The organism is Bacillaceae bacterium S4-13-56, from assembly GCA_040191315.1.
In the GTDB taxonomy this organism is placed as follows: domain Bacteria; phylum Bacillota; class Bacilli; order Bacillales; family JAWJLM01; genus JAWJLM01.
Map to the genome: position 1 here is coordinate 1 of JAWJLM010000030.1, position 19973 is coordinate 19973.

Consider the following 19973-nt stretch of genomic DNA (forward strand, 5'->3'; position numbering starts at 1 on the left):
GTCTTGTTTTTAAGGGCGCTTGCGCTTTTCTTATAGGCGAAACAACTCCTGATTTTATTGTTAAAATAACAATTTTTAGTTTGCGTATAGAAGAAGCTAATTATCCCTCTTCTTTCAAAATATTTATGAAAGCGCATACAAAAATGCTGGTGTTTTTTGAGAGAGGGTGGTATACTATGTGTGAAGAATCACAAGTAACATTACAGGAGGCTCAACCATCCTAGTTAGTTCCGTTCTTCGGTTATTAGAAAACTTATGCAGAAAAGAAAGTTTACTTTCTTTTCTGTCAAAAAAACTAGGTAAATGAAAGGTAACCAAAAGAAGGTCCGTCCAAGTTACTCATGGCTACGTAGGTGGTTAATAACTCACTAAGAAAGAGCGATTCAACCAACTATAATACGTGATTTACTTGAAGATGATCCTTCCTTGATAGAGAGTTAACCTTCATTATGGAATATGAGTCAAAGAAATCGTATTTCAGGTGTACAGTATCCTCACTACGGGACTGACACACATCCCTGAAAAAAAGAACACTTCAGTGGACAGTCGGCAGTGACTGTAAGATGAAATGTTTAAAAGAAGTGATTTCTTATTCCCTGTTATGGGCAGAGATGTTACCTTTAAAGGTTAAAAACATTCCCCCATAGGATGTGGCATGGTTGGGTCTCCTGTAATGTTACAAAAAAGCAGCCTTTTAATGGCTGTTTTTTTATATTATCCAAGATTTAAATAAAGTAAGTGAAACTTCAATTAGTGGCTGTCCCCAAAAGATTATTAGTACAACCAATCGGACATTTACGGGAAGTTTATCCTCACCTACTCTTCTCATTTTCCTTAAGATTTGAGGTAGGGGTATACTGCTCCTTATGTGGGTTAAAGTCGGCTGGTAGTTCTTGACGTTACACTTTATATAAGTAAGCACTCATGTTCAAAAATATAAGAATATTGAATATCAATAAAAAGGAAATAGTGATCGGTTATTGGGTAGCTAAATGTCCGAATCATTTCCCTGGTTTCAATGTCCGAGTAGATTTCAGAAAGCATTCCTTTTCCCCACGTTTTCATATGAACCATATTTTCTAAAAAGTAGGGACGAAACGCCCAATTGGAGTCCTTTTTTTCAGGTTCAGATTTCCAATCCCCATCCTCTTTTCGATAGTTAGAAGAAATTTGAATTCCATCGCTATTACACACATACATACGGAAACTTTCTTCTTTAAAAGGAGGAATAACGTTTTCTAGAAATGAGTTTACTTTCTTTGGTCCCTCCCATTTAGGTAGTATCTCTTTTATTTTCTTTTCCCAAGACAAAACAAAGGTTAATCGTTGCTCAATCAAAGACTTTTCCCGTTTAATGTAGCCTGAAACTCTCTCCTGTATTTGAGATGTGATCGTTCTTTCGGCATTTGGTTTAAAGTCCGGCTTATCTATTAAATATCCCTGATAATATCTTCCACCATGCTTCCATGCAAAATAGTGATGGTAATCATCCTCTATATTTTCAAATAGAAGAGCTGCCCCTATCTTTCTTGCCAACATAGATAAAGAGTACATAACATCTTGAAACCCATCGGCATGGATTCTGTTTGTATCAATTTTTAAAATATGTGGTGCAAGTTGACGTAGGCGATCCAAATTAGAACTCTTTGCTCCAACATGATCAACCGCGATTTGAATCCCGAAAGTTTTGTAGTATAGAAGTAAATGGATTAACGCTTCAAAATCCTCCTCAAAGTCATGCTCCGTCACTTCAACTACGATTCTTTTCATAGAGAACCCTTTTTCTTCAAAGGATTGGAGTGTTCTAATAAGATCTTCCCCATTATTATGCATGAGTTGATTAGCACTTCGGTTTATAAAAAGATACCCTTGCTCGTTGGCTTCGAGCATCTCTGAAATAGACCTTTCTAAGAGATATTGATCTACCTCGACTTTATATTCTTCAGGTACCTCTGGATCATGAAAGAATGATCCTAGGCTAATCCATTGATCATTCTGTTTAAATCTTCCCAATACTTCAAAGCCAACTACATCCTGCTTAATGGCACTTACAATCGGTTGATAAACCGGGCTTATTTTATGTAAATTTCCAACCACATCTAATGGATCCATGGATTCCTCTCCCTTCAAACGGTCTCTTTACTTATTATTATAATTCTTTTTTTGTGAAAATTTAACTAAACCTTCTCCTGATATTAAAAAAGCACCTTCCAGGAAGATGCTTTAAAATCATTGTCCTTTGTGGGTCCAAGTCGTGTCCTTCCCACTAATCGGGCAAACAGGAAATTTTTCATTTTGTTCAAAGCGGGCTCGCTCCCCTGATTGGCATATATACTCACCCTTTGCAGGAACCCCTTGCCCTGTTCTGTATTCGCGTTTATTCATTTCTATCCACCTCCTATAATTCTAGAGGTTAGGATAGCCAAAATAGATTCGCTTATACTTATTGCTTTCTTGGTTCAGGATAATCATAACCTTTCTTATCCACAACAACCTTCTTCATACGCTGATCTTCTTTAGGTTTATCTTGTTCATTACGGTCTACACTTACAATGGAATCCACCGTTTCCATTCCTTTTAATACCTTCCCAAAGGAAGCATATTGCTCATCCAAGCTTGGATAGTCAGCGACCATAATAAAAAATTGTGAACCTGCTGAATTTGGGTCTTGTGTACGTGCCATGGAAAGGACGCCTCGCTCATGAAGAAGGTTATTTTCAAAACCATTTGCTGTAAATTCACCTGCAATCGAATAACCAGGTCCACCCATTCCTGTACCTTCTGGGTCCCCACCCTGAATCATGAAGTCAGGAATAACTCTATGAAAAATAACCCCATCATAATATCCACTTTCTACAAGGGACACAAAGTTTGCCACAGTATTTGGAGCTATTTTAGGATACAACTCGATGACAATTTCTTCCTCATTTTCCATAGTTATCGTAACCACAGGGTTTTCCTCTACATCATTTGGATAATCTCCCCATTGATCCTCCTTAGATTGATTATTTCCTTGTCCTTCTTCGGTGGTTGTCCCACATGCTGCTAACAAAAGGGTAAGTGTCAGGCCAAGTAGGATTGTCCAAGATAACTTCTTCATTCTCCATCCTCCGTTTTTCTATTATGTATTATGCTTAGTTGTACCATAATCTTGTAATTTATTTACATTTAGTTACATTACATAATCATAAGCGTTTTTATATAGGTTAATTACTTTTTTTTCTCCAGATAATCCACAATTCCCATACCACAAACTTGAAGATCTACCTTCATATAGGAATAAACCTCATGATCATCAGAAAGACCTTTTTCAAAAAGATACTTCCCTACCAACTGATATAATTCTTCAGATACAGCTTTTGATTTTTGAATCATAGAGGCCCCATCCATCTCCTCATTCACTTTTTCTCCAGCCTCTACAAACAACGGTAACCAATGTCTTATTTGTTGATACACTGTTTCAGGTTCAGTAGACATTCCGAAATGGCCGAAATAGACTCTATCCACTCCTAGTCCTTCTATTTTTTCTAAAGACTGCATCATCGAGTCTGGATCAAATTGGTTAGGTGATGTGGATGGCAAAACCAAATCAAATCCATCATTTCTAGTTTGTGGATACAAAACTCCAATAGTGTCTCCAGTGAAAATGCCATTACTCTTTGAATCATGGATGGAAAAATGATGTTTGGCATGCCCTGGGGTATCATAAAAGGTGAGCAAGCGGTCTTTTCCGATTTGAAGCGTTTCACCATCCTCCATGGTCATCAATTGCTGCTTCGGAACAGGCAGAATCGGATCAAATAACGAATCAAACGTCTCACCATAGACTTCTCGTGCACCCTGTATAAGCTTTGTGGGATCTGCTAAGTGTTTTTTTCCTCTCGGATGAACAATCACTTTTGCATTCGGACATTTTTCAATAAGTAGTCCTACCCCTCCGGCATGATCTAAATGGATATGCGTAACGATAATATATTTTATATCTTTAGGATCCAACTGCATCATTTCAAGCCCTTTTAATAAAAAAGGAATAGATGGACTAGCGCTTGTTTCTATAATCGTAAGATCTTCCTCATCAAATACATAGGCGCCAGTTCGTTGTTCTAAACTTAAATCATATAAATCGATTAAAGTTAAATCATATCCTAAATCTACAGGATTTTTCATAAAATCTCCCCTTTTTTATTCCTTGATTTTGTATACATAAAGCTCCATATCGTTTTTTGAGAATATGACTAGAACTGGATATAAGGGATTGGCTTCCGTGAACCTCTCCATCTAATTGCTTACGCAATTTGATGGAGGATTCCTTCAGCTTCTGACAACTCCCACAGCTAAAGGAGTAGGCATTCTCGTTTGAAAAATCTGTAATCTCTTTAACAAACCCGCGGAAACTATGCCATGATCTGTTACAACCAATACCCTAGAAATCCCCTTAGACTTGACTAAAGATGGTAACCTCTGCAAACCCCCTTCCCCTTCTAATAACTCAGTCTCTATCCATGGGATCAATGGAGAAATCAAACGAAATGTCTTTTGATATGTTCTACAATAAAGCTTGTACATTTATCTCTCTCCCCATTATACAAAAAAACTTTTTTTATCGATCTATATTAACTATAGCTTACGTTTTCTGAATATTCCATTAAAATTACCTCGAATATTATTTCTATTCTATCGAAAACTACGCTTATATGATTTAGGAGGTCTAATAGCATGGATAAAAAACAAAACAAAATACCAGACTTTGACTCGTTAGATGACAGATTGATTGCAGAAAACTCCGAAAGCCCAAGGATTGTTGCCAAAACTAATTTAGATGTGAAGTCTGCTAAGGAAAATAACCCCTATGCCGTAAATAAGAATATTAATGACCGATTATTTAATGAATTTTTTGATGGTGAATAACGACTTATCTCAAAACTAAAAGGATGATTCCTCGAAATAAATAAGGAATCATCTCTTTTTTAATGAAAAAGTTTTGATCCAGGCTCTTTTCTTATTTATTTTTCCGTTCTTTCTATCGTTCCCATGATTTCTATTTCTTTTAGTGCCTGGGAGGCCAAGTGATCAGCTTCCTGATTCCCTTTTCGGGTGATAAGCTCATATTGGGGGGTAAGCCCTAAGTCAGCTATTTTTTTATCTACACGGTCAGCCCAAGAAGATAGTACCTCTTCGTAAACTGGCCATTCTCCTTTTAGCTGATTAATTACAACCTGGGAGTCTCCTACAATTTTTATTGGCAAGTGATGAACAGCCAAGGACTCCACTTCCTGTAAAGCAAAATTCAAGGCGGCATACTCCGCCTCATTATTTGTCTCCAATTGGTCAACCAATGCGTTTTTCCGTAAGCGGTAAGATTTTCCGTTTTGATCATAATAGATAACACAGCCTAATCCTGACTGTTTGGTCCCTAAATCAAAACCACCATCAAAATATATAGTCACATTATGTGGCTCTGTTTCTACACCTTTTAAGTACTTCTTTAACTCCTTCAACATCCAAGTGGTATCCTGCTGATCAACAAAAGATATAGACTTAAGACGCCCTGTTTTTTCGATGTCCTCTGCCAGCAGAACAGCTTTAGCCACTTCCATTTCTTCTGAAAAGAACACAGTCTCTGTTCCCTTTTGTGTCTTATAAGTAAATTCAATTCTTACTTTCAACAAAATCATCCTTACGTTTAGAAATTTATAAACTATTATACCCATCATATGATCACCTAAATATTAATCAAAAAAAGTACTTTTGGGTTGCGTTTCATTTATAAAACCTGCAAAATAGAGAGACTATAGAGATAAGAGGTGAGTAAATGATAGAAGTTAAACAATCAAGTATAAGCACAGGTGAATTTACTCGGGGAGTATTCGCTACTCAAGACATTAAAAAGGGAGAGCTCTTTCATGTTGCTCCAGTTGTCCCGTATCCGAATCGTCAGCATAGAAAAATAAAAAAGACTGTCTTAGAGGATTATGTATTTGAGTATGGGAAAAACCATTCTGCAATCGTCCTTGGATATGGCATGCTCTTCAATCATTCCTATGACCCAAATGCTGATTACTACATCAATTTCGATGATCATACTTTCAGTTATTTTGCCTTTAAGGATATTAAAGCAGGGGAAGAAATTTTTATTAATTATAATGGAGAAGTGGATAATAATGACCCCCTTTGGTTCAACTAAGTCATTATTATCCACTTATAAGAAATCACTTACTTGAATTCACTTTTACTTTAACAGCTTCATTACTTTATTTTCTACTTTTTGGTCCTTAGATGTAAACTTCTTTGGCTTTTTAGGTGCCACTACCGAAAGTTCTTCCTTTTTAGCTTCTACCTTGAGGATTTGTAAATAAAAAGGATCTGTTTTTCGGTCACCATGCAAATACCCTTTAAGAATTTTCACCTTCCGAACAGAACCAGTAAACTTCCCATCATAATCCCATTCAATTTCATGATCATATTTTAGATCCAGTCTTTCCTTTAACGCAAAAGCTTCGGAAACTGCTTCCTTGGGGGTATTAAAAAAGGAGTTTTTCCGATGCATTCCTTTTAACTTCAAGCCATCTCCTGCATTTACGTGATACAAAACACCAGCCATTATTTTGTCATCCTTTCAATTTTGGACGTACAACCTTCCGCTGGCAAATCTTTATACCAGATATTTTAGGAAGATTTTCCTCTACTACTAGTATACCCTTTGTTGTCAAAACATACCACCAAAGGGGCTCTCTTATTTAATCTTAAACGGGTCAAAACCTACTTTATCCACCTCTTTATTAAAATATCTTATGTTAAATGGTATACTAGAAGATAGAAAAAGAAATGACAATGGAGGTGTAATTATAATGAAAAATAAAAATAAATTTGAAAAGAATCAAAAGGTAAAACTTAATGTTACTTCAGAAATTGTCACAATATCCGATTGGAGTTATGTTCAAAATATGAAAAGATATTCGTATAGATTGAAAGAATATCCTCAAATGTTTTATTTTGAAGAAGAGTTAACGCCTGTTGATAAAGAATAAACAAGCCCCTTTTATCGAACAATCCATGTCGAATTTTTATCAGATTAGTTCTAAGTGGTTATAAGCGGATTAGTTTCCACTTCCTTATGTGAGTTGAAATAAAAGGGAACTTATATACAAGTCCCCTTCCTTTAGCCACTAATTTAATTAGAATTTCTGAAGTTATACCTCAATGATAACAGGCAAAATCATTGGCTTTTTCTTCAGTTCTTTAAACAAATATTGTCCCACCACTTTTCTCACACTTTGTTTAATCACAGACCATTGATTACGGTCTGTCTTTTTCATATCATTAAACGTTCTTGCAATTAATTGGTTCATATCTTTCATCAAATCTTCGGAATCGCGATTTAACACAAAGCCTCTCGTAATGGTGTCTGGTGAATTGATAAGAGTTTTATCACGACGACTCATGGTTAACACAACAACCACCATTCCATCCTCTGATAATTGTTTGCGGTCACGTAACACCAATTCACCAATATCACCTACTCCAATTCCATCCACAAACGTATTTCCGGTAGGAACAGTTCGAGTCTGCCTTGCCTCTCCTTGTGAAATATCTACTACATCCCCATTATTTAAAATAAAAGTATTCCCTTCTTCTACGCCAACAGATTCTGCTAGTCGACGATGATGATGAAGCATTCGATATTCACCATGAATGGGAACAAAATATTTTGGCTTAATCAAAGTCAGCATTAGTTTTAAGTCCTCTTGATACCCATGTCCTGAAACATGCATCCCAGAAGAGCTACCAGAACCGTAAATCACATTTGCACGAAGCTGAAACAAATTGTCAACTATACGTGATACACTTTTTTCATTCCCTGGAATCGGGCCTGCGGCTAAAATGATTGTATCACCCGGTAAAATATCCACCCCTCTAAAGTCTCCAGTGGACAAACGCGACAGGGCTGCCATCGGTTCTCCTTGGCTTCCTGTACAAAGAATAGCAACATCTTCAGGATTCATATCCATAATTTGAACCTGTTCAATAAGCATATCGTCTGGAACATCTAAGTATCCCCGCTCCATAGCAACATCTACTACATTAATCATGCTTCTTCCTAATAAGGCCAATTTTCGGTTCGTTTTTTTTGCAGCCTCAACTACCTGTTGTACACGGTTGATATTAGAAGCAAATGTCGATAAAATAACCTTTCTTTCTGCTTTCATAAAAGCTTCTAATACATGCTCTCCAACCATTTGTTCAGATGGGGTTAACCCCGGACGTTCTGCATTAGTACTTTCAGATAAAAGAAGAAGAACACCTTTTTCTCCAATGCTAGCCATTTTATGAATCTCTGAGCGGTCTTTGTCAGCAGCTGGAGTCAAATCAAACTTAAAGTCCCCTGTATGTACAATATTTCCCTCAGGTGTTTCAAAAACAACGCCAAGACAATCTGGCACACTATGATTCACCTTAAAGAAATGGGTGTGAACACTCCCCAAGGTAAGAATTGTATCCGAATTTATTTCACGAAGTGTAGACTCTCTTAGAATTCGATGTTCTTTTAACTTTAGTTCAATCAAACCTAGAGTGAAGCGTGTGGCATACACAGGGACATTGATTTTTTTTAGAAAAAAAGGAATTCCACCAATATGGTCTTCATGACCATGGGTAACAATTAAAGCTTTGACTCTCTCTTTGTTCTCTTCCAAATAACCCATATCTGGAATAATCAAATCAATCCCTAACAATGTCTCATCAGGAAATTTATTTCCACAATCGATCACAATAATGTCTTCTCCACTTTTAATAACATACATATTTTTTCCGATTTCATATAGCCCACCCAAGGCAAAAACAGATACTCCGTTTTGATTTCTGCTCAAAGTAAAATCCTCCCATCATTTATGCTGTTCTTACTATGTCCGTTTTTAAACCTCTTTATGAACAGTCAAAGTCCATCTGCAATATTCAACATCTTCCCTTGATTTACATCAAGTACAGATACTTTCATTTTTGCAATAATACTTTTAGTAACATAAGGGAGGATTTTTATATGACTTTCATTCTGAAGATATGAAAAAATTAGTAGAAAAAAGCTAGGAGATCAGGTTCCACTAGAACTTTTCCGTCCTCTACGTTTGATAGGAATGTATCAAGGACTTCCTATGCAATGCATGGAAAAAGCACAACTGCTACGATTGGAAGGAAAATAGAAAGCATGTGTAGCACCACTTACTACATCAACCATTTCTTCTGCAGAGTTGTCAGCAAGGACATCCTCTAATTCTGAGATTGTTTTTCCAGTTACCTGATTTTTCAATAGCCATGTAGTTTTCATGAATCGGGACAGTTGATCCTGCATCTTCACCCCATGGCGGTTATAATACAGGGTATGGTTTAAGTTGCTTTCATCTTTTTCCACCATTTTCTCCACAAGAAAACTGTTTACCACATTTTATAACCTCTCAGACTTTATCCACATTTCACCTGTAGGAATAGGTAAAATCGAAAAATCTATAGTAAAAAACTTGATTTTCAGCGAAATTTGTCGTTTGTTTCACCTTGTCTTTTATGGTTTTGTCTGATACAGTTAAGATAACAATTCAGTACTTTCTTATTTTAATCTCTTAAAGTAAGGATAGAGGTGCAAAAACCATAAGTACTTGCATGGAGGGGAATGAGCCCCAAAGATGTGCAGGGAAAGGGGGATTTGCCGAAGTAGAAGGAGACTCATACTCCTGAAACTGGTTCTGTCATTGAACAAATGCAGGACTGTCATATAGGAAACTATATGGAGGGCTATCTATTAAATTAGAACTGTTTAAGCAACAGCGAGCCCTCACTCGTTGTTGCTTTTTTTGGTCCTCCACACCAAATATAAAAAAGGGTGTGATGAAAATGGATTTTGGAAATGTATTGACCGCGATGGTAACTCCTTTTGACAGCAACGGCGAAGTAGATTGGAAAGCCACTAGAGGACTTATACACTATTTATTATCGAATGGAACGGATGGATTAGTCATTGCTGGTACCACAGGGGAATCACCTACTCTGTCACATGATGAAAAGCTACAGCTCTTCCAATTTGTTGTTTCCGAGGTGAATGGTAGAGTTCCAGTAATTGCAGGAACAGGGTCCAATAACACAAGGGAATCGGTCATTTTGACAAAAGAGGCAGAGCAAATAGGGGTAGATGCTGTTATGCTCGTGACTCCTTATTACAACAAACCATCCCAAGAAGGCCTTTATCAGCACTTTCGTAAAATTGCAGAAAGCACTTCCCTCCCTGTGATGCTATACAATATTCCAGGAAGAAGTGTTGTCAACATGCTTCCCGATACGATTATTCGTCTCTCAGAAATCAAAAATATAGTTTCTGCAAAAGAGGCTAGTGGTGAGTTAGATAATATTGCTCATATCATCAGTAATACACCAGATCAATTCAGCGTATACAGTGGGGAAGATAGCCAGGCACTCCCTACCTTATCTATTGGTGGAGCAGGCATTATCTCTGTTTCTTCTCATGTGATCGGACCGGAAATGCAGGAAATGATTCGTTTATTCAAAAAAGGCGAGGTTAAAAAAGCAGCTGAATATCACCGCTATCTGTTGCCAGTGATGAAAGCCATCTTCTCTGCTCCAAGCCCTACCCCTGTTAAGGAAGCATTAAATCACATTGGAATCCCAGTGGGGAGTGTTCGTTTGCCACTAGTACCATTAACGGAGACAGAACGCTCTTCTCTTTTCAGAGTAGTAGACCAATTAAAATCCCAAGTTCAAGCGGGATAATTAAACCGGGCCAGTAGAAACGGCCCGGTTTTTTAATTCGTTCTTATTTCTTGTCGCATAAAAAGCAAATAAGCTATTCCAAAGCAAATGATTGTAACTGCAATCAAGCCTGTGAGCTGCGGCCAAATAAGAATGAGGCTTTGACTTAATGGTAATGGTCCCGCAATGGCCCCAGATAATTTCTCCATCGTTAAAGGCCCTAAAGTTCTTACAGATGGTGACAATAAGGTAGTCGTTGACTCACTAAAAAGATAATTAGGAGATAATCTCATCAAATTCATCACAAGCCCTTGTTTATTAATCAATTGATCCATGCTTGTGATATTTTGAGGATTGAGTATAGATTTGGATAGCAACTCTATAATCATTTGATAAAACACACTAAAGAAAATCCAAACAGCAATTCCAGATAAGGCAGATGTGGCTGCTTGTTTAAAAACAACTGAAAACAATATTCCGAGATTCAACCAGAATGCAATATAAGCTATACATAAAAGTAGAAACCATCCTATTCGCAAGAACTCCTCTAAGGTTGGAGGAATCCCTAACAATAAAATGCCTAGAGCCATCACTACTAATCCAAGTGCAACAAAAAGAAGAGTGTTTACAAGTAATGCTGCCGTGAATTTTGCATTCAACACATAGTCTCTTGGAATAGGCTGTGCCATTAGCCTATTTAGTGTTCCCTTATTTCTTTCAGAATTAATGGCATCAAAGCCTAGGGCGATTCCTAATAATGGCCCAAGTAATGTCACAAAGGTAATAAAGGGTGGTAACGTTCCATCAGATTGAGTGAATAATTTTAAGAACAAATAGGAATTTTTCGCTATTTCTTGTGCATCTTTTGAAGACCCTACAACATCTTTAATTGTTGAAATTGCAGTGTAAAGGGAACCAACACATGTCAAAGCAATGATGACTAACAAAATTATGATTCTCCAGCTTGTTACATAGTCTGCAAATTCCTTCTGAACTAACGCAAAAAAACTAGACAAGGAATGAGATTCTTTTCCCTCACTTGGTTGTAAGATTTTTCTTAAATAATAACTTACTCTAGACTTAAGATTTCCAGAAATACTAGGCGCTTTCACTATGATCACGTCCTTCAAAATATCGATGATAGATTTCATCTAAACCGTAATCTTTCTTACTGATGGAATGTAAGCTAGCTCCTGATTCAACGATATTTTTACTAATTTCGGCCGCAACATCACTCTGACAATAAATTTCTATATAGTTTGATTGCATCTTAACCCTATTCACCCCACTAATGCTTCTGATCCGTTCAAGTAAGTCGTCCGATAAGGGAGTAACAGTTGCATGTATCACAAAGGTGTCTTCTAAAAATAGTTGTTTGGCTAAATCCTCTACATTTCCTTGAGCTATCAATTTACCTTTAACAAAGATCCCAACACGATCACAAACTTGCTGAACCTGATGTAAATGATGAGAGGATAATAGTATAGTCAAATTTTCTTGTTCGTTTAATTGACGGATTAATTTGAGAAATTCTCTTACTCCTTCAGGGTCAATTCCTAAAGTAGGCTCATCTAATATAATTACTTCTGGTTTTTTAATAAGAACGTCTGCTAATCCAAGACGTTGTTTCATTCCACGAGAGTATTTTCCAGTTTTCTTATGTGCTACTTCCTCCAAACCTACTTTTCTAAGCAACTCTTGTGCCCTTTCCTCAGCAACGCGTCTCGGTATTCCATTTAAATCTGCCGTGAACAGCAAATTTTGCAATCCCGTCATGTGTTGATAAAATCCTAAATCATCCGGTAAATACCCTACACGTCTTTTTACTTGTAAAGGATTTCTTGTAGGATCAATTTTACAGACTCTTATACTACCAGAAGTAATTTCGCTCAAACCTAACATCATCAAAATAGTCGTTGATTTACCTGCTCCATTAGGTCCTAACAGCCCAAAAATTTCCCCCTTTTGAATGGAAAGAGAAAGATGGTTTACAGCATATTGTTCATCATATTTTTTTGTGAGGTCCTTCACCTCTATGATTGGACTATCCACATTTATCTCCTCCCATATTTTTTTACAATATAAATCAATCCACCAAGGACACCAAGGATAATCAATACAGCAACAATGCCCCAAACTGTTGAAGTCTCCACTGATATTCGGAATGAGGCCTCATCTGAGGTTTCAGCTGTATCTACGCTAAAAGAAACAACATAATCCCCTGCAATGGCTTCATCTGGAGCTGTTACTGTTGCCTTTATGGTCTTTTTATCTCCTGCTTCTAGTTCAGCAATTGAACTATTATCAAATTCAGTTTCCCACCCAGGTGGTGTATTAGCACTAATATCAATAGTAGAAAGTTTAGTAGTTCCTGTATTTTCAACCACCAAATCCAATGTGCGATCACCGCCAGCGGTGACGTCGGCACTTAATCTCCCATCAGGAGTACTGATTGAAATATCATATGTCCCTGTAATGACGGCTTCTAGTTCTAGGTTAGCGGAAGTACTTCCAGTAGAAGCTTGGATAGGAATGATATAAGTATCAGCCTTCACTTGATTCGGTGGTGTAACATCAATAGTAACTGTTGTAGATCCATTGGGTTCCACATTCACAGAAGTAACATTGCTTCCATTAGCCTTAAATTGCACTCCCCATCCCTCAGGTGCACCTGAAATTAAGGAATAATTTTGTTCCTCTGCCGTTCGGTTGTTTAAGGTGGCACTATAGGAGAAGGTTGAATCAGCATGTCCCTCCATATTTGGTTGTTCGGATGTAAGTTCTGTCTTATAAGTTCCCTTTTCAGATACAGTTGTTAATAGTGGCAATTCTGTCCTAGTGCCTTCTCTGTTAATTGCCACTAACTCGTAGCGATAGTCTGCTTTCTCCACCTCCAAAGGAACGGTGATTTCCAATAAGATTTCCTGTTTACTGTTAGGCATGACCGATAATTGTCTTAATGGTTTCCCATCAGCAGTAATTTCATGTTCCCATCCCTTTGGCAGCTGATCGACTTCAAAAGTTAAAGACTGAATAGAGTCTCCATCATTCTGGACATCAACAGAATAGTCAATTGTTTCTCCAGGAGTTACAGAAATTCCAGTATAAGGTGTGAACAACGTAATTCCACCTGCTGCAAAAACGTTTCCCCTCCCAACAAATAAAGTAGTTAAAAAAATAATAGAAAAGACGGCAACAAATTTTTTCATGGCTTTTACCTCCTTGTATTTGTTCAAAAATACTACGAATATATTTGAAAAATGGATGTGTTCGAGCTAAAATATTTTTTGAAAAATTCTTATGCTCTTCGGGAGGTTTTTCAAATGGGAGAAAATCAAAAGGAGGGAAAGCTTTTAGACGAGATATCTAATGGCTCCATGGAAGCTTTTCATAATTTCTACGAGATTTATAGTCCGTTTGTTTACCAAATTGCCTTTCACATTTTAGGAGATTCGATCGAGGCAGAGGATGTTTGTCATGACATTTTTCTGGAGGTATTTGATAGAAGCACAGAATACAACTCTACAAGAGGAAGTATTAAGGCCTGGCTTGCTGTAAAAACCAAAAGCCGAGCCATTGATAGGTTACGTAAAAAGAAGCCTCTCCTCCTAAACAAATTGGAGGATTACTTGTTAAAAGATGAAAAATCAGCCGATACTCAAGCGTTAACTATGATTGAAAATGAAATTATTCTAGATGCGTTAAAACACCTATCTAAGGATCAAAGAGATGCTATTTATGCATCTTATTTTGAGGGGAAATCTCATCGAGAAATTGCTTCCTCCATGAACCGTTCTTTAGGGACCGTAAAATCATTCATCCGGTATGGATTACATAATTTAAAAAAACAATCTACATTACTTGGATGGTTGGAGTCTAGTGGGAGGGAAGAAAAAAATGGGTTGTAATCAACAGATTTCGGAAGAAAAACTAATTGACTTTGTACTGGAGAAATTGTCCCCTGAAGAAATGAAGTGGGTCCAATCACATAGTAGAGAATGCACAACCTGCCATACTCAAATAAGAATGTGGAGAAATGTTTTTCACAAGGAAGTTCAAGCTGATCACGAACTAATCCCTTCATCCTCAGTCAAAAAAAGAATATTTAATAGTATTGAAAAACGGAGATTACCAAAACGTAAGTTGTTTTCTGTAAAGAATTTAAGTGTATCTGTGGGTCTAGTTGCTTCAGTCATAATCTTTTTTTCCTTACTTTCCTTGCCAAATAAAGTAGAAACTCCACCTTATGTTGTTTTGCATAATGAAGAAATACAAGAAAATAACAATTTATGGAATAACAATGATACCAATCAAATGGAAATCATTCCCGTTTCAACAGACACACCTATTCGTGGAGATGCATGGATTAATGATAAAATGAATGAGATGTTACTTGAGGTTCATGGTCTATCCACCTTCCGTACAGCAGACTATCAACTCTGGGTTATTGATATCAACAATGATTTAAAAGGAGAAATCCTGTATGTTCAAGATGGATCTTCACGGATTTTACTAAAAGGAATTAATACCAACATGCTAAAACAAATACGTGCAAGCATTGAACCATTAGGCGGAAGTCCTGCACCGACAGGACCAGAAGCTTTTTATGTCAGTTTTGAATAAAGTGAAACTTTCAATCAATGCCCGTTTCCCACTAATTGTTAGCACCCAAAGAGTATGACCTAGAGGCCCCTGAACCAATCGAACATTTACGGGCACCCAATCATGAAGTAAGTTTCACCAACAAGCATAAAAAATTTAATATTTTATGTTCATGGCAGTTTATCCCCCCATACTCTTTTCGTTTCACTTAAGACCTCAGGTGGGGGAATTACCGCCCGTTATGCGGGATAAAAAACAGCGCCAACGATTCCTCGTTGGCGCTTGTTTTATTAACTAGTTCTTCTGATAGGACTGTATTACCTTTTGACCATTTTCGTTAACAATATAATCAATTGTGAGGGAGTCACCTTTAGCTAATTTTGTAAATTCTTCCTTAACTAAGTCATTTAATTGGTAGACTTCGAAATCACCATTTGCTTTTTTAATCTCGGCGGAATGATTATCTGCTAAACCAATAAATTCTACAGTTTCAGTTGTTAGCTCTGGTAACTCTGGACTCGGTACATAATTCCCGTCATAATCGAAGGTAGTTGTTTCTTTTAATTCCTCTTCCATTCCATCTGCCAAAGACCATACGACAAGAGTGTATGTTCCTTCTCCCATTTCAGGTAAAAATTCGTTCACATTAATCTCGTATTCAAGTGATTCGCCAGGCTTCAACTCTTTTTCAGATACTAATTGCATGAACATTTTATTCATGCTGTAGGTGAACAACACTTTCCCTTCTTCATCAAGAATTTGATATTCATACTCTTGGGAAGAGTTGAAAGTTAAAGTCACATCTTCCTCCTTGTTGTTTTGAATGGTAAATTTAAATACTCCCACTTGATCTAGAACTTGAGATAAATCAGTGGTTAACTCTCCTTCCCAAATACCTTGTGGCGCATCCTTGCTACCATTCACTTGATCATTTACCGCTTCTTGATCTCCTTTATCCGGAACATTCTCAGCTGAACTAGTTCCACATCCTACTATGACTACCATTAATATTGAAAACAAAATCCCTATCATGGCACGTCTCATCTTTCAAACACCCCAATTTCATTCTTGATTGATCATATAGTTAGGCGTTTTTCAAAAGAAAAGGTTACATAGAAAAACAAATATTAGAAATTTATGAGAAAAAAGTCACAGCTACAGTATTCATTCTATTGAATTTGTAGTAAGATAATTTCATTAGCTCGATAATTGTCGGACATTGTCAAAAACCAACTATATATTGGGGAGAGAAAATCGCAATGAGAAGATTACGAAATTTAGGGATTACCTTTAAAGTTGCTATTGCTGTAGCCCTTGTTACTCTTTTGCTCTTTATTTCCATCCTTACCTTAGGCTATCAATATAACTATAAGCAGGTGGAAGAAGCTGCGGGGATTGAATTAGTAGGTTGCGCCAACATCACATTGGGACTGCAAGATCCGAAATCTATTTTAGATTTGAAAAATGGAAATACCAATTTAACCGAGGATATTGAAACTAATCTAAATTACATCATTCAACAAAAGTCTATCTTCCATACTGCTTACATCATTTCACCATCTGGTGAGTTATTAGCAACCTCCGACACTATGAAAGAGTTTGGATATAAAACAGGTGATACTTATTACATTGATGAAGAGGCTGTTAAAATGATGGAAGAGATGCAGCACCCTGAATATTCCTTAGTATACGAATATAATGGAGAAACTCGCCAAACAGGATACTCTCCCATTATTGTTGATGGCGAAATCGTGGCATACAATGCTATAGATTTTAAGGGAAGTGTCATTTCAGACAGGACCTGGGATACTGTAAAAGGGTTTTTACTAGTAATGGGAATCCCAATGTTCATTGGTATGGTGATTATTCTAGTATTAGTTCATTTCTTGATTAGACCGATCAAGCAATTGAGCATAATTGCCCACAACATTGCAAAGGGAGACTTATCTGGTGAATCCATTCAAGTAAAAAACCGAGACGAAGTTGGGAAATTAGCTGAATCTATTAACATGATGAGAGGTAATTTGAAGGCTCTGATCCATGACGTTTCTAATGCTACAGATTCTGTTTCTGATAAAAGTAAGCAGTTAAAAACAGCAATAAGTGAAGTACGCGAAGGTAGTGAACAAATTTCTTCAACCATGGAAGAACTCACCTATGGTTCTGAGGCACAAGCAAACAATGCGGGAAGTTTATCTGAAACGATGGAAGATTTTTCATTAAAAATCCAAAACGCTAATCTTGACGGAAATGAAGTTGCTACAACATCAGATCAAGTTTTGCAAATGACAAAAGAAGGAAGTCAATACATGCAACAATCCGTTAATCAAATGAAGAAAATTGATCGCATTGTCAATGAGTCTATTGAAAAAGTAAAAGGATTGGATCGACAGTCTCAAGAGATTTCTAAACTTGTACAAGTCATTCACGATATAGCAGAACAAACGAATCTCCTCTCCTTAAATGCCGCTATTGAGGCAGCTCGTGCAGGAGAACACGGAAAAGGCTTTGCCGTTGTTGCTGGGGAGGTTCGTAAGTTATCTGAGCAAGTAGCAGAATCCGTAAAAGATATTACCCAAATTGTGACCATGATACAAACGGAGTCTGGAAGTGTGGTTCAGTCTCTTACAAACGGTTATCAAGAGGTGGAAAAAGGAACCAAACAAATTGAAGTCACAGATGAGACTTTTGAAAATATCAACCGAGCAGTAACGGAAATGGCTACTAAGATTCAAGCCATATCTGTAAGTCTCATGGGAATAGCTAAGAATAGCAACGAAATGAACCAATCTATTACAGAAATAGCTTCCGTTTCAGAAGAATCCGCGGCTGGTATTCAGCAAGTTGCAGCTTCCGTTCAACAATCTCATAGTTTTATTGATGAGATTACGATCAGTACCAATGAATTAGATTCCTTAGCAGACGATCTAAATGATAAGATGAAAAAGTTTAAGATTTAAAAAGCCGTTGAAAAAAGATGATTCCTTTAAATATGAGGAATCATCTTTTTTATTGCACTTAATGGTATTGGTGGGTGCCCTGAGTTGATGACCCCCACAATGTAGCAGGGCGAATGGTGACTCATAAATGACTGCTTCATCACTCATCCAATAAATCTGGCACTTAATTTTTTCATCTAAGAGAAAATCGTCACTTAAAAATTTGAAACTGTCACATAGTAATGGAGTGAACGGCTCTAAAACAAAGATAGTTGCACCCATATGTAGGGAATAGCACACAAATCAAGAAACCGTCACTATGTATAGAAAAACCGTCACTTAAAAGCGGGACTTTAGCACTTAGAGTTTTAAATTCATCACTTAACCTATTGAATCGGCACCCAATGACATTTAGTAGCTCCTAAACGGGACATATGGCACTCGAATTGAATAAAAGAAACAAAGATGACTTTTCAACTGAATAGTTCAGTTTTAAAGTCGCTAGTTTCCTATATGTTCTGCCCCTTTCTTCCTAATTATAGTTGAAACGGTGTTGGCCAAATAAGTAAACCAGGTGTCCTCTCCCCTTTTGATACCTCATCACAATACCGAAGAACTATCTCGTTTTCTTCATTTAGGGGTTTTATCATACCTGTATCGTAGGTCTTGATGGAAGCTTGATAGGGGTATGGAATTCGACTCTCAGTTATAGGAGCCTCAGGATGAACGGCGATGCTTATTTCTCCTTCTTTTAGAGAAGAAGACTTTCTTGTCATATAAGAGAGTATTGCTTTGGTTGCTTCTTTGCTTGTCGATAAAAATTGCTGAATAATTAGTGGATTCATAGCCTCATAGCTAAGAAATCCTTCCACTTCCTCATTTATGGTAACCACTGAGTTTATCCTACCAAGCCCATGATTAATCCAGTGAAGCACCGAAGGACCAGGTACAATAGACAGATCTACTTGTCCATACCATTCTTCCCACATAGATTTTAAAAGCGGGAGATCAGGTTCTTGAACTCTTCTCTCTTTTACGACAGCCTCTGTTTCTTTTATATCTGAAGAATTTATTTTAATGGAACAAGTACCAAACATGTTTGTTTGATATCCAAATTTGGGATAATAAGAACTATGCCCAATGAGAAAAGACATTTGGTATCCCTTTTTCTTTGCCCTGTTTAAACCTTCAAGTACTAGTTTTCCCCCAATCCCTTTTTTCTGATAGTCAGGGTGAACAGCAATTGGGGATAGGCACACGGCTTTGATATCTTCCCCATCCATTCTCATTATATATGGATGAAATAATACATGGCCTACAACTCTCCCATCCATCTCTGCAACCAAAGAAAGGTTAGGGTCATATTCTGGCATACGTCTATGTCCATCAACAATAACCACTTCGGTTAGATCCAGATTATTTGTGAATGCCAATGCATGAAGTTCTGCTATTGGAAAATAATCACCTGGTATTTCGGAGCGAATAGTGACCATAGTTTCCTCCCCCTCATAAAAAAATAAACAATTTGATAGCGCAATCATATCATTTTTCACAGTAGATGAAGGTTTCTTTTTATATATTCGATAACCATGAAAGGCTCTTATGAAAGCAAAATCATATTGACAGCATGTACAAATCTGAGTATATTAGTAATTGTCACTAATATATATTTCCCATGAT

General features: G+C 37.0%; 22 protein-coding genes and 1 riboswitch. Of the genes, 8 read left to right on the forward strand and 14 right to left on the reverse strand.

Features of this window, described 5'->3' with window-relative positions; genetic code table 11:
- Positions 1-224: hypothetical protein (locus tag RZN25_09590; GenBank protein ID MEQ6377071.1), on the forward strand; the 224-nt coding region annotated here is incomplete at its 5' end.
- Positions 225-906: 682 nt separating this feature from the next.
- On the opposite strand, the gene RZN25_09595 is transcribed toward RZN25_09590, so the two are convergent.
- The 5 genes from RZN25_09595 to RZN25_09615 all read right to left on the reverse strand — a co-directional run bounded on the left by RZN25_09595 (position 907) and on the right by RZN25_09615 (position 4566).
- On the reverse strand, positions 907-2112 hold the full coding sequence (locus RZN25_09595) for an EAL-associated domain-containing protein (GenBank protein MEQ6377072.1): 1206 nt from the start codon (positions 2110-2112) through the stop codon (positions 907-909).
- 117 nt (positions 2113-2229) lie between these two features.
- Positions 2230-2385 (reverse strand): hypothetical protein, encoded by a 156-nt coding sequence (locus RZN25_09600; GenBank protein ID MEQ6377073.1) that lies wholly within the window; start codon positions 2383-2385, stop codon positions 2230-2232.
- 58 nt (positions 2386-2443) lie between these two features.
- Positions 2444-3100: a peptidylprolyl isomerase gene (locus RZN25_09605; protein MEQ6377074.1), complete on the reverse strand. Its 657-nt coding sequence runs from the start codon at positions 3098-3100 to the stop codon at positions 2444-2446.
- A 110-nt stretch (positions 3101-3210) separates the two neighbouring features.
- Positions 3211-4167, reverse strand: a complete 957-nt coding sequence (locus RZN25_09610) for an MBL fold metallo-hydrolase (GenBank protein ID MEQ6377075.1) — start codon at positions 4165-4167, stop codon at positions 3211-3213.
- 144 nt (positions 4168-4311) lie between these two features.
- On the reverse strand, positions 4312-4566 hold the full coding sequence (locus tag RZN25_09615; GenBank protein ID MEQ6377076.1) for a hypothetical protein: 255 nt from the start codon (positions 4564-4566) through the stop codon (positions 4312-4314).
- Between the two features lie 150 nt (positions 4567-4716).
- On the opposite strand from RZN25_09615, the gene RZN25_09620 reads away from it, so the two are divergent.
- Complete coding sequence (locus RZN25_09620; GenBank protein ID MEQ6377077.1) at positions 4717-4908, forward strand: hypothetical protein; 192 nt, start codon at positions 4717-4719, stop codon at positions 4906-4908.
- Between the two features lie 95 nt (positions 4909-5003).
- On the opposite strand, the gene RZN25_09625 is transcribed toward RZN25_09620, so the two are convergent.
- The gene (locus tag RZN25_09625) at positions 5004-5666 is read right to left on the reverse strand and encodes a ribonuclease H family protein (protein ID MEQ6377078.1); all 663 of its coding nucleotides are present in this window, start codon (positions 5664-5666) and stop codon (positions 5004-5006) included.
- Positions 5667-5812: 146 nt separating this feature from the next.
- Here RZN25_09625 and RZN25_09630 point away from each other — a divergent pair, with 146 nt between their 5' ends.
- Positions 5813-6184: an SET domain-containing protein gene (locus RZN25_09630; GenBank protein MEQ6377079.1), complete on the forward strand. Its 372-nt coding sequence runs from the start codon at positions 5813-5815 to the stop codon at positions 6182-6184.
- Positions 6185-6229: 45 nt separating this feature from the next.
- On the opposite strand, the gene RZN25_09635 is transcribed toward RZN25_09630, so the two are convergent.
- Positions 6230-6601 (reverse strand): hypothetical protein, encoded by a 372-nt coding sequence (locus tag RZN25_09635; protein MEQ6377080.1) that lies wholly within the window; start codon positions 6599-6601, stop codon positions 6230-6232.
- A gap of 247 nt (positions 6602-6848) precedes the next feature.
- On the opposite strand from RZN25_09635, the gene RZN25_09640 reads away from it, so the two are divergent.
- The gene (locus RZN25_09640) at positions 6849-7028 is read left to right on the forward strand and encodes a hypothetical protein (GenBank protein MEQ6377081.1); all 180 of its coding nucleotides are present in this window, start codon (positions 6849-6851) and stop codon (positions 7026-7028) included.
- Positions 7029-7190: 162 nt separating this feature from the next.
- Here the strand turns inward: RZN25_09640 and RZN25_09645 are convergent, their stop codons facing one another.
- Together RZN25_09645 and RZN25_09650 are read right to left on the reverse strand one after the other, a co-directional pair.
- Positions 7191-8867 carry a ribonuclease J gene (locus RZN25_09645; protein ID MEQ6377082.1) on the reverse strand — a complete coding sequence of 559 codons (1677 nt, stop codon included), beginning with the start codon at positions 8865-8867 and terminating at the stop codon, positions 7191-7193.
- A 269-nt stretch (positions 8868-9136) separates the two neighbouring features.
- Positions 9137-9436 (reverse strand): FMN-binding protein, encoded by a 300-nt coding sequence (locus RZN25_09650; protein MEQ6377083.1) that lies wholly within the window; start codon positions 9434-9436, stop codon positions 9137-9139.
- A gap of 179 nt (positions 9437-9615) precedes the next feature.
- Positions 9616-9794, forward strand: a riboswitch (Lysine riboswitch).
- A gap of 88 nt (positions 9795-9882) precedes the next feature.
- Here RZN25_09650 and dapA point away from each other — a divergent pair.
- Entirely contained in the window at positions 9883-10773 is an 891-nt protein-coding gene (gene dapA, locus RZN25_09655) for a 4-hydroxy-tetrahydrodipicolinate synthase (GenBank protein MEQ6377084.1), read from the forward strand.
- A gap of 32 nt (positions 10774-10805) precedes the next feature.
- On the opposite strand, the gene RZN25_09660 is transcribed toward dapA, so the two are convergent.
- The 3 genes from RZN25_09660 to RZN25_09670 are packed head-to-tail and all read right to left on the reverse strand — an operon-like array spanning position 10806 to position 13961.
- Positions 10806-11903, reverse strand: a complete 1098-nt coding sequence (locus RZN25_09660) for an ABC transporter permease (GenBank protein ID MEQ6377085.1) — start codon at positions 11901-11903, stop codon at positions 10806-10808.
- Positions 11851-12804 carry an ABC transporter ATP-binding protein gene (locus tag RZN25_09665; protein MEQ6377086.1) on the reverse strand — a complete coding sequence of 318 codons (954 nt, stop codon included), beginning with the start codon at positions 12802-12804 and terminating at the stop codon, positions 11851-11853. The genes RZN25_09660 and RZN25_09665 overlap by 53 nt, the downstream gene beginning before the upstream one ends.
- A 2-nt stretch (positions 12805-12806) precedes the next feature.
- Entirely contained in the window at positions 12807-13961 is a 1155-nt protein-coding gene (locus RZN25_09670) for an NEW3 domain-containing protein (GenBank protein ID MEQ6377087.1), read from the reverse strand.
- A gap of 114 nt (positions 13962-14075) precedes the next feature.
- On the opposite strand from RZN25_09670, the gene RZN25_09675 reads away from it, so the two are divergent.
- Both RZN25_09675 and RZN25_09680 read left to right on the forward strand, forming a co-directional pair.
- Positions 14076-14660 (forward strand): sigma-70 family RNA polymerase sigma factor, encoded by a 585-nt coding sequence (locus tag RZN25_09675; protein MEQ6377088.1) that lies wholly within the window; start codon positions 14076-14078, stop codon positions 14658-14660.
- Positions 14650-15375 (forward strand): hypothetical protein, encoded by a 726-nt coding sequence (locus RZN25_09680; protein MEQ6377089.1) that lies wholly within the window; start codon positions 14650-14652, stop codon positions 15373-15375. Before RZN25_09675 ends, RZN25_09680 begins: the two co-directional genes overlap by 11 nt.
- A gap of 273 nt (positions 15376-15648) precedes the next feature.
- On the opposite strand, the gene RZN25_09685 is transcribed toward RZN25_09680, so the two are convergent.
- A complete protein-coding gene (locus tag RZN25_09685) occupies positions 15649-16398 on the reverse strand; it encodes a BsuPI-related putative proteinase inhibitor (GenBank protein ID MEQ6377090.1) in 750 nt (249 codons plus the stop codon).
- A 215-nt stretch (positions 16399-16613) separates the two neighbouring features.
- On the opposite strand from RZN25_09685, the gene RZN25_09690 reads away from it, so the two are divergent.
- Complete coding sequence (locus RZN25_09690) at positions 16614-18314, forward strand: methyl-accepting chemotaxis protein (GenBank protein MEQ6377091.1); 1701 nt, start codon at positions 16614-16616, stop codon at positions 18312-18314.
- A 515-nt stretch (positions 18315-18829) separates the two neighbouring features.
- Here RZN25_09690 and RZN25_09695 read toward each other — a convergent pair.
- A complete protein-coding gene (locus tag RZN25_09695) occupies positions 18830-19786 on the reverse strand; it encodes an N-acetyltransferase (GenBank protein ID MEQ6377092.1) in 957 nt (318 codons plus the stop codon).
- Positions 19787-19973: the final 187 nt, after the last annotated feature.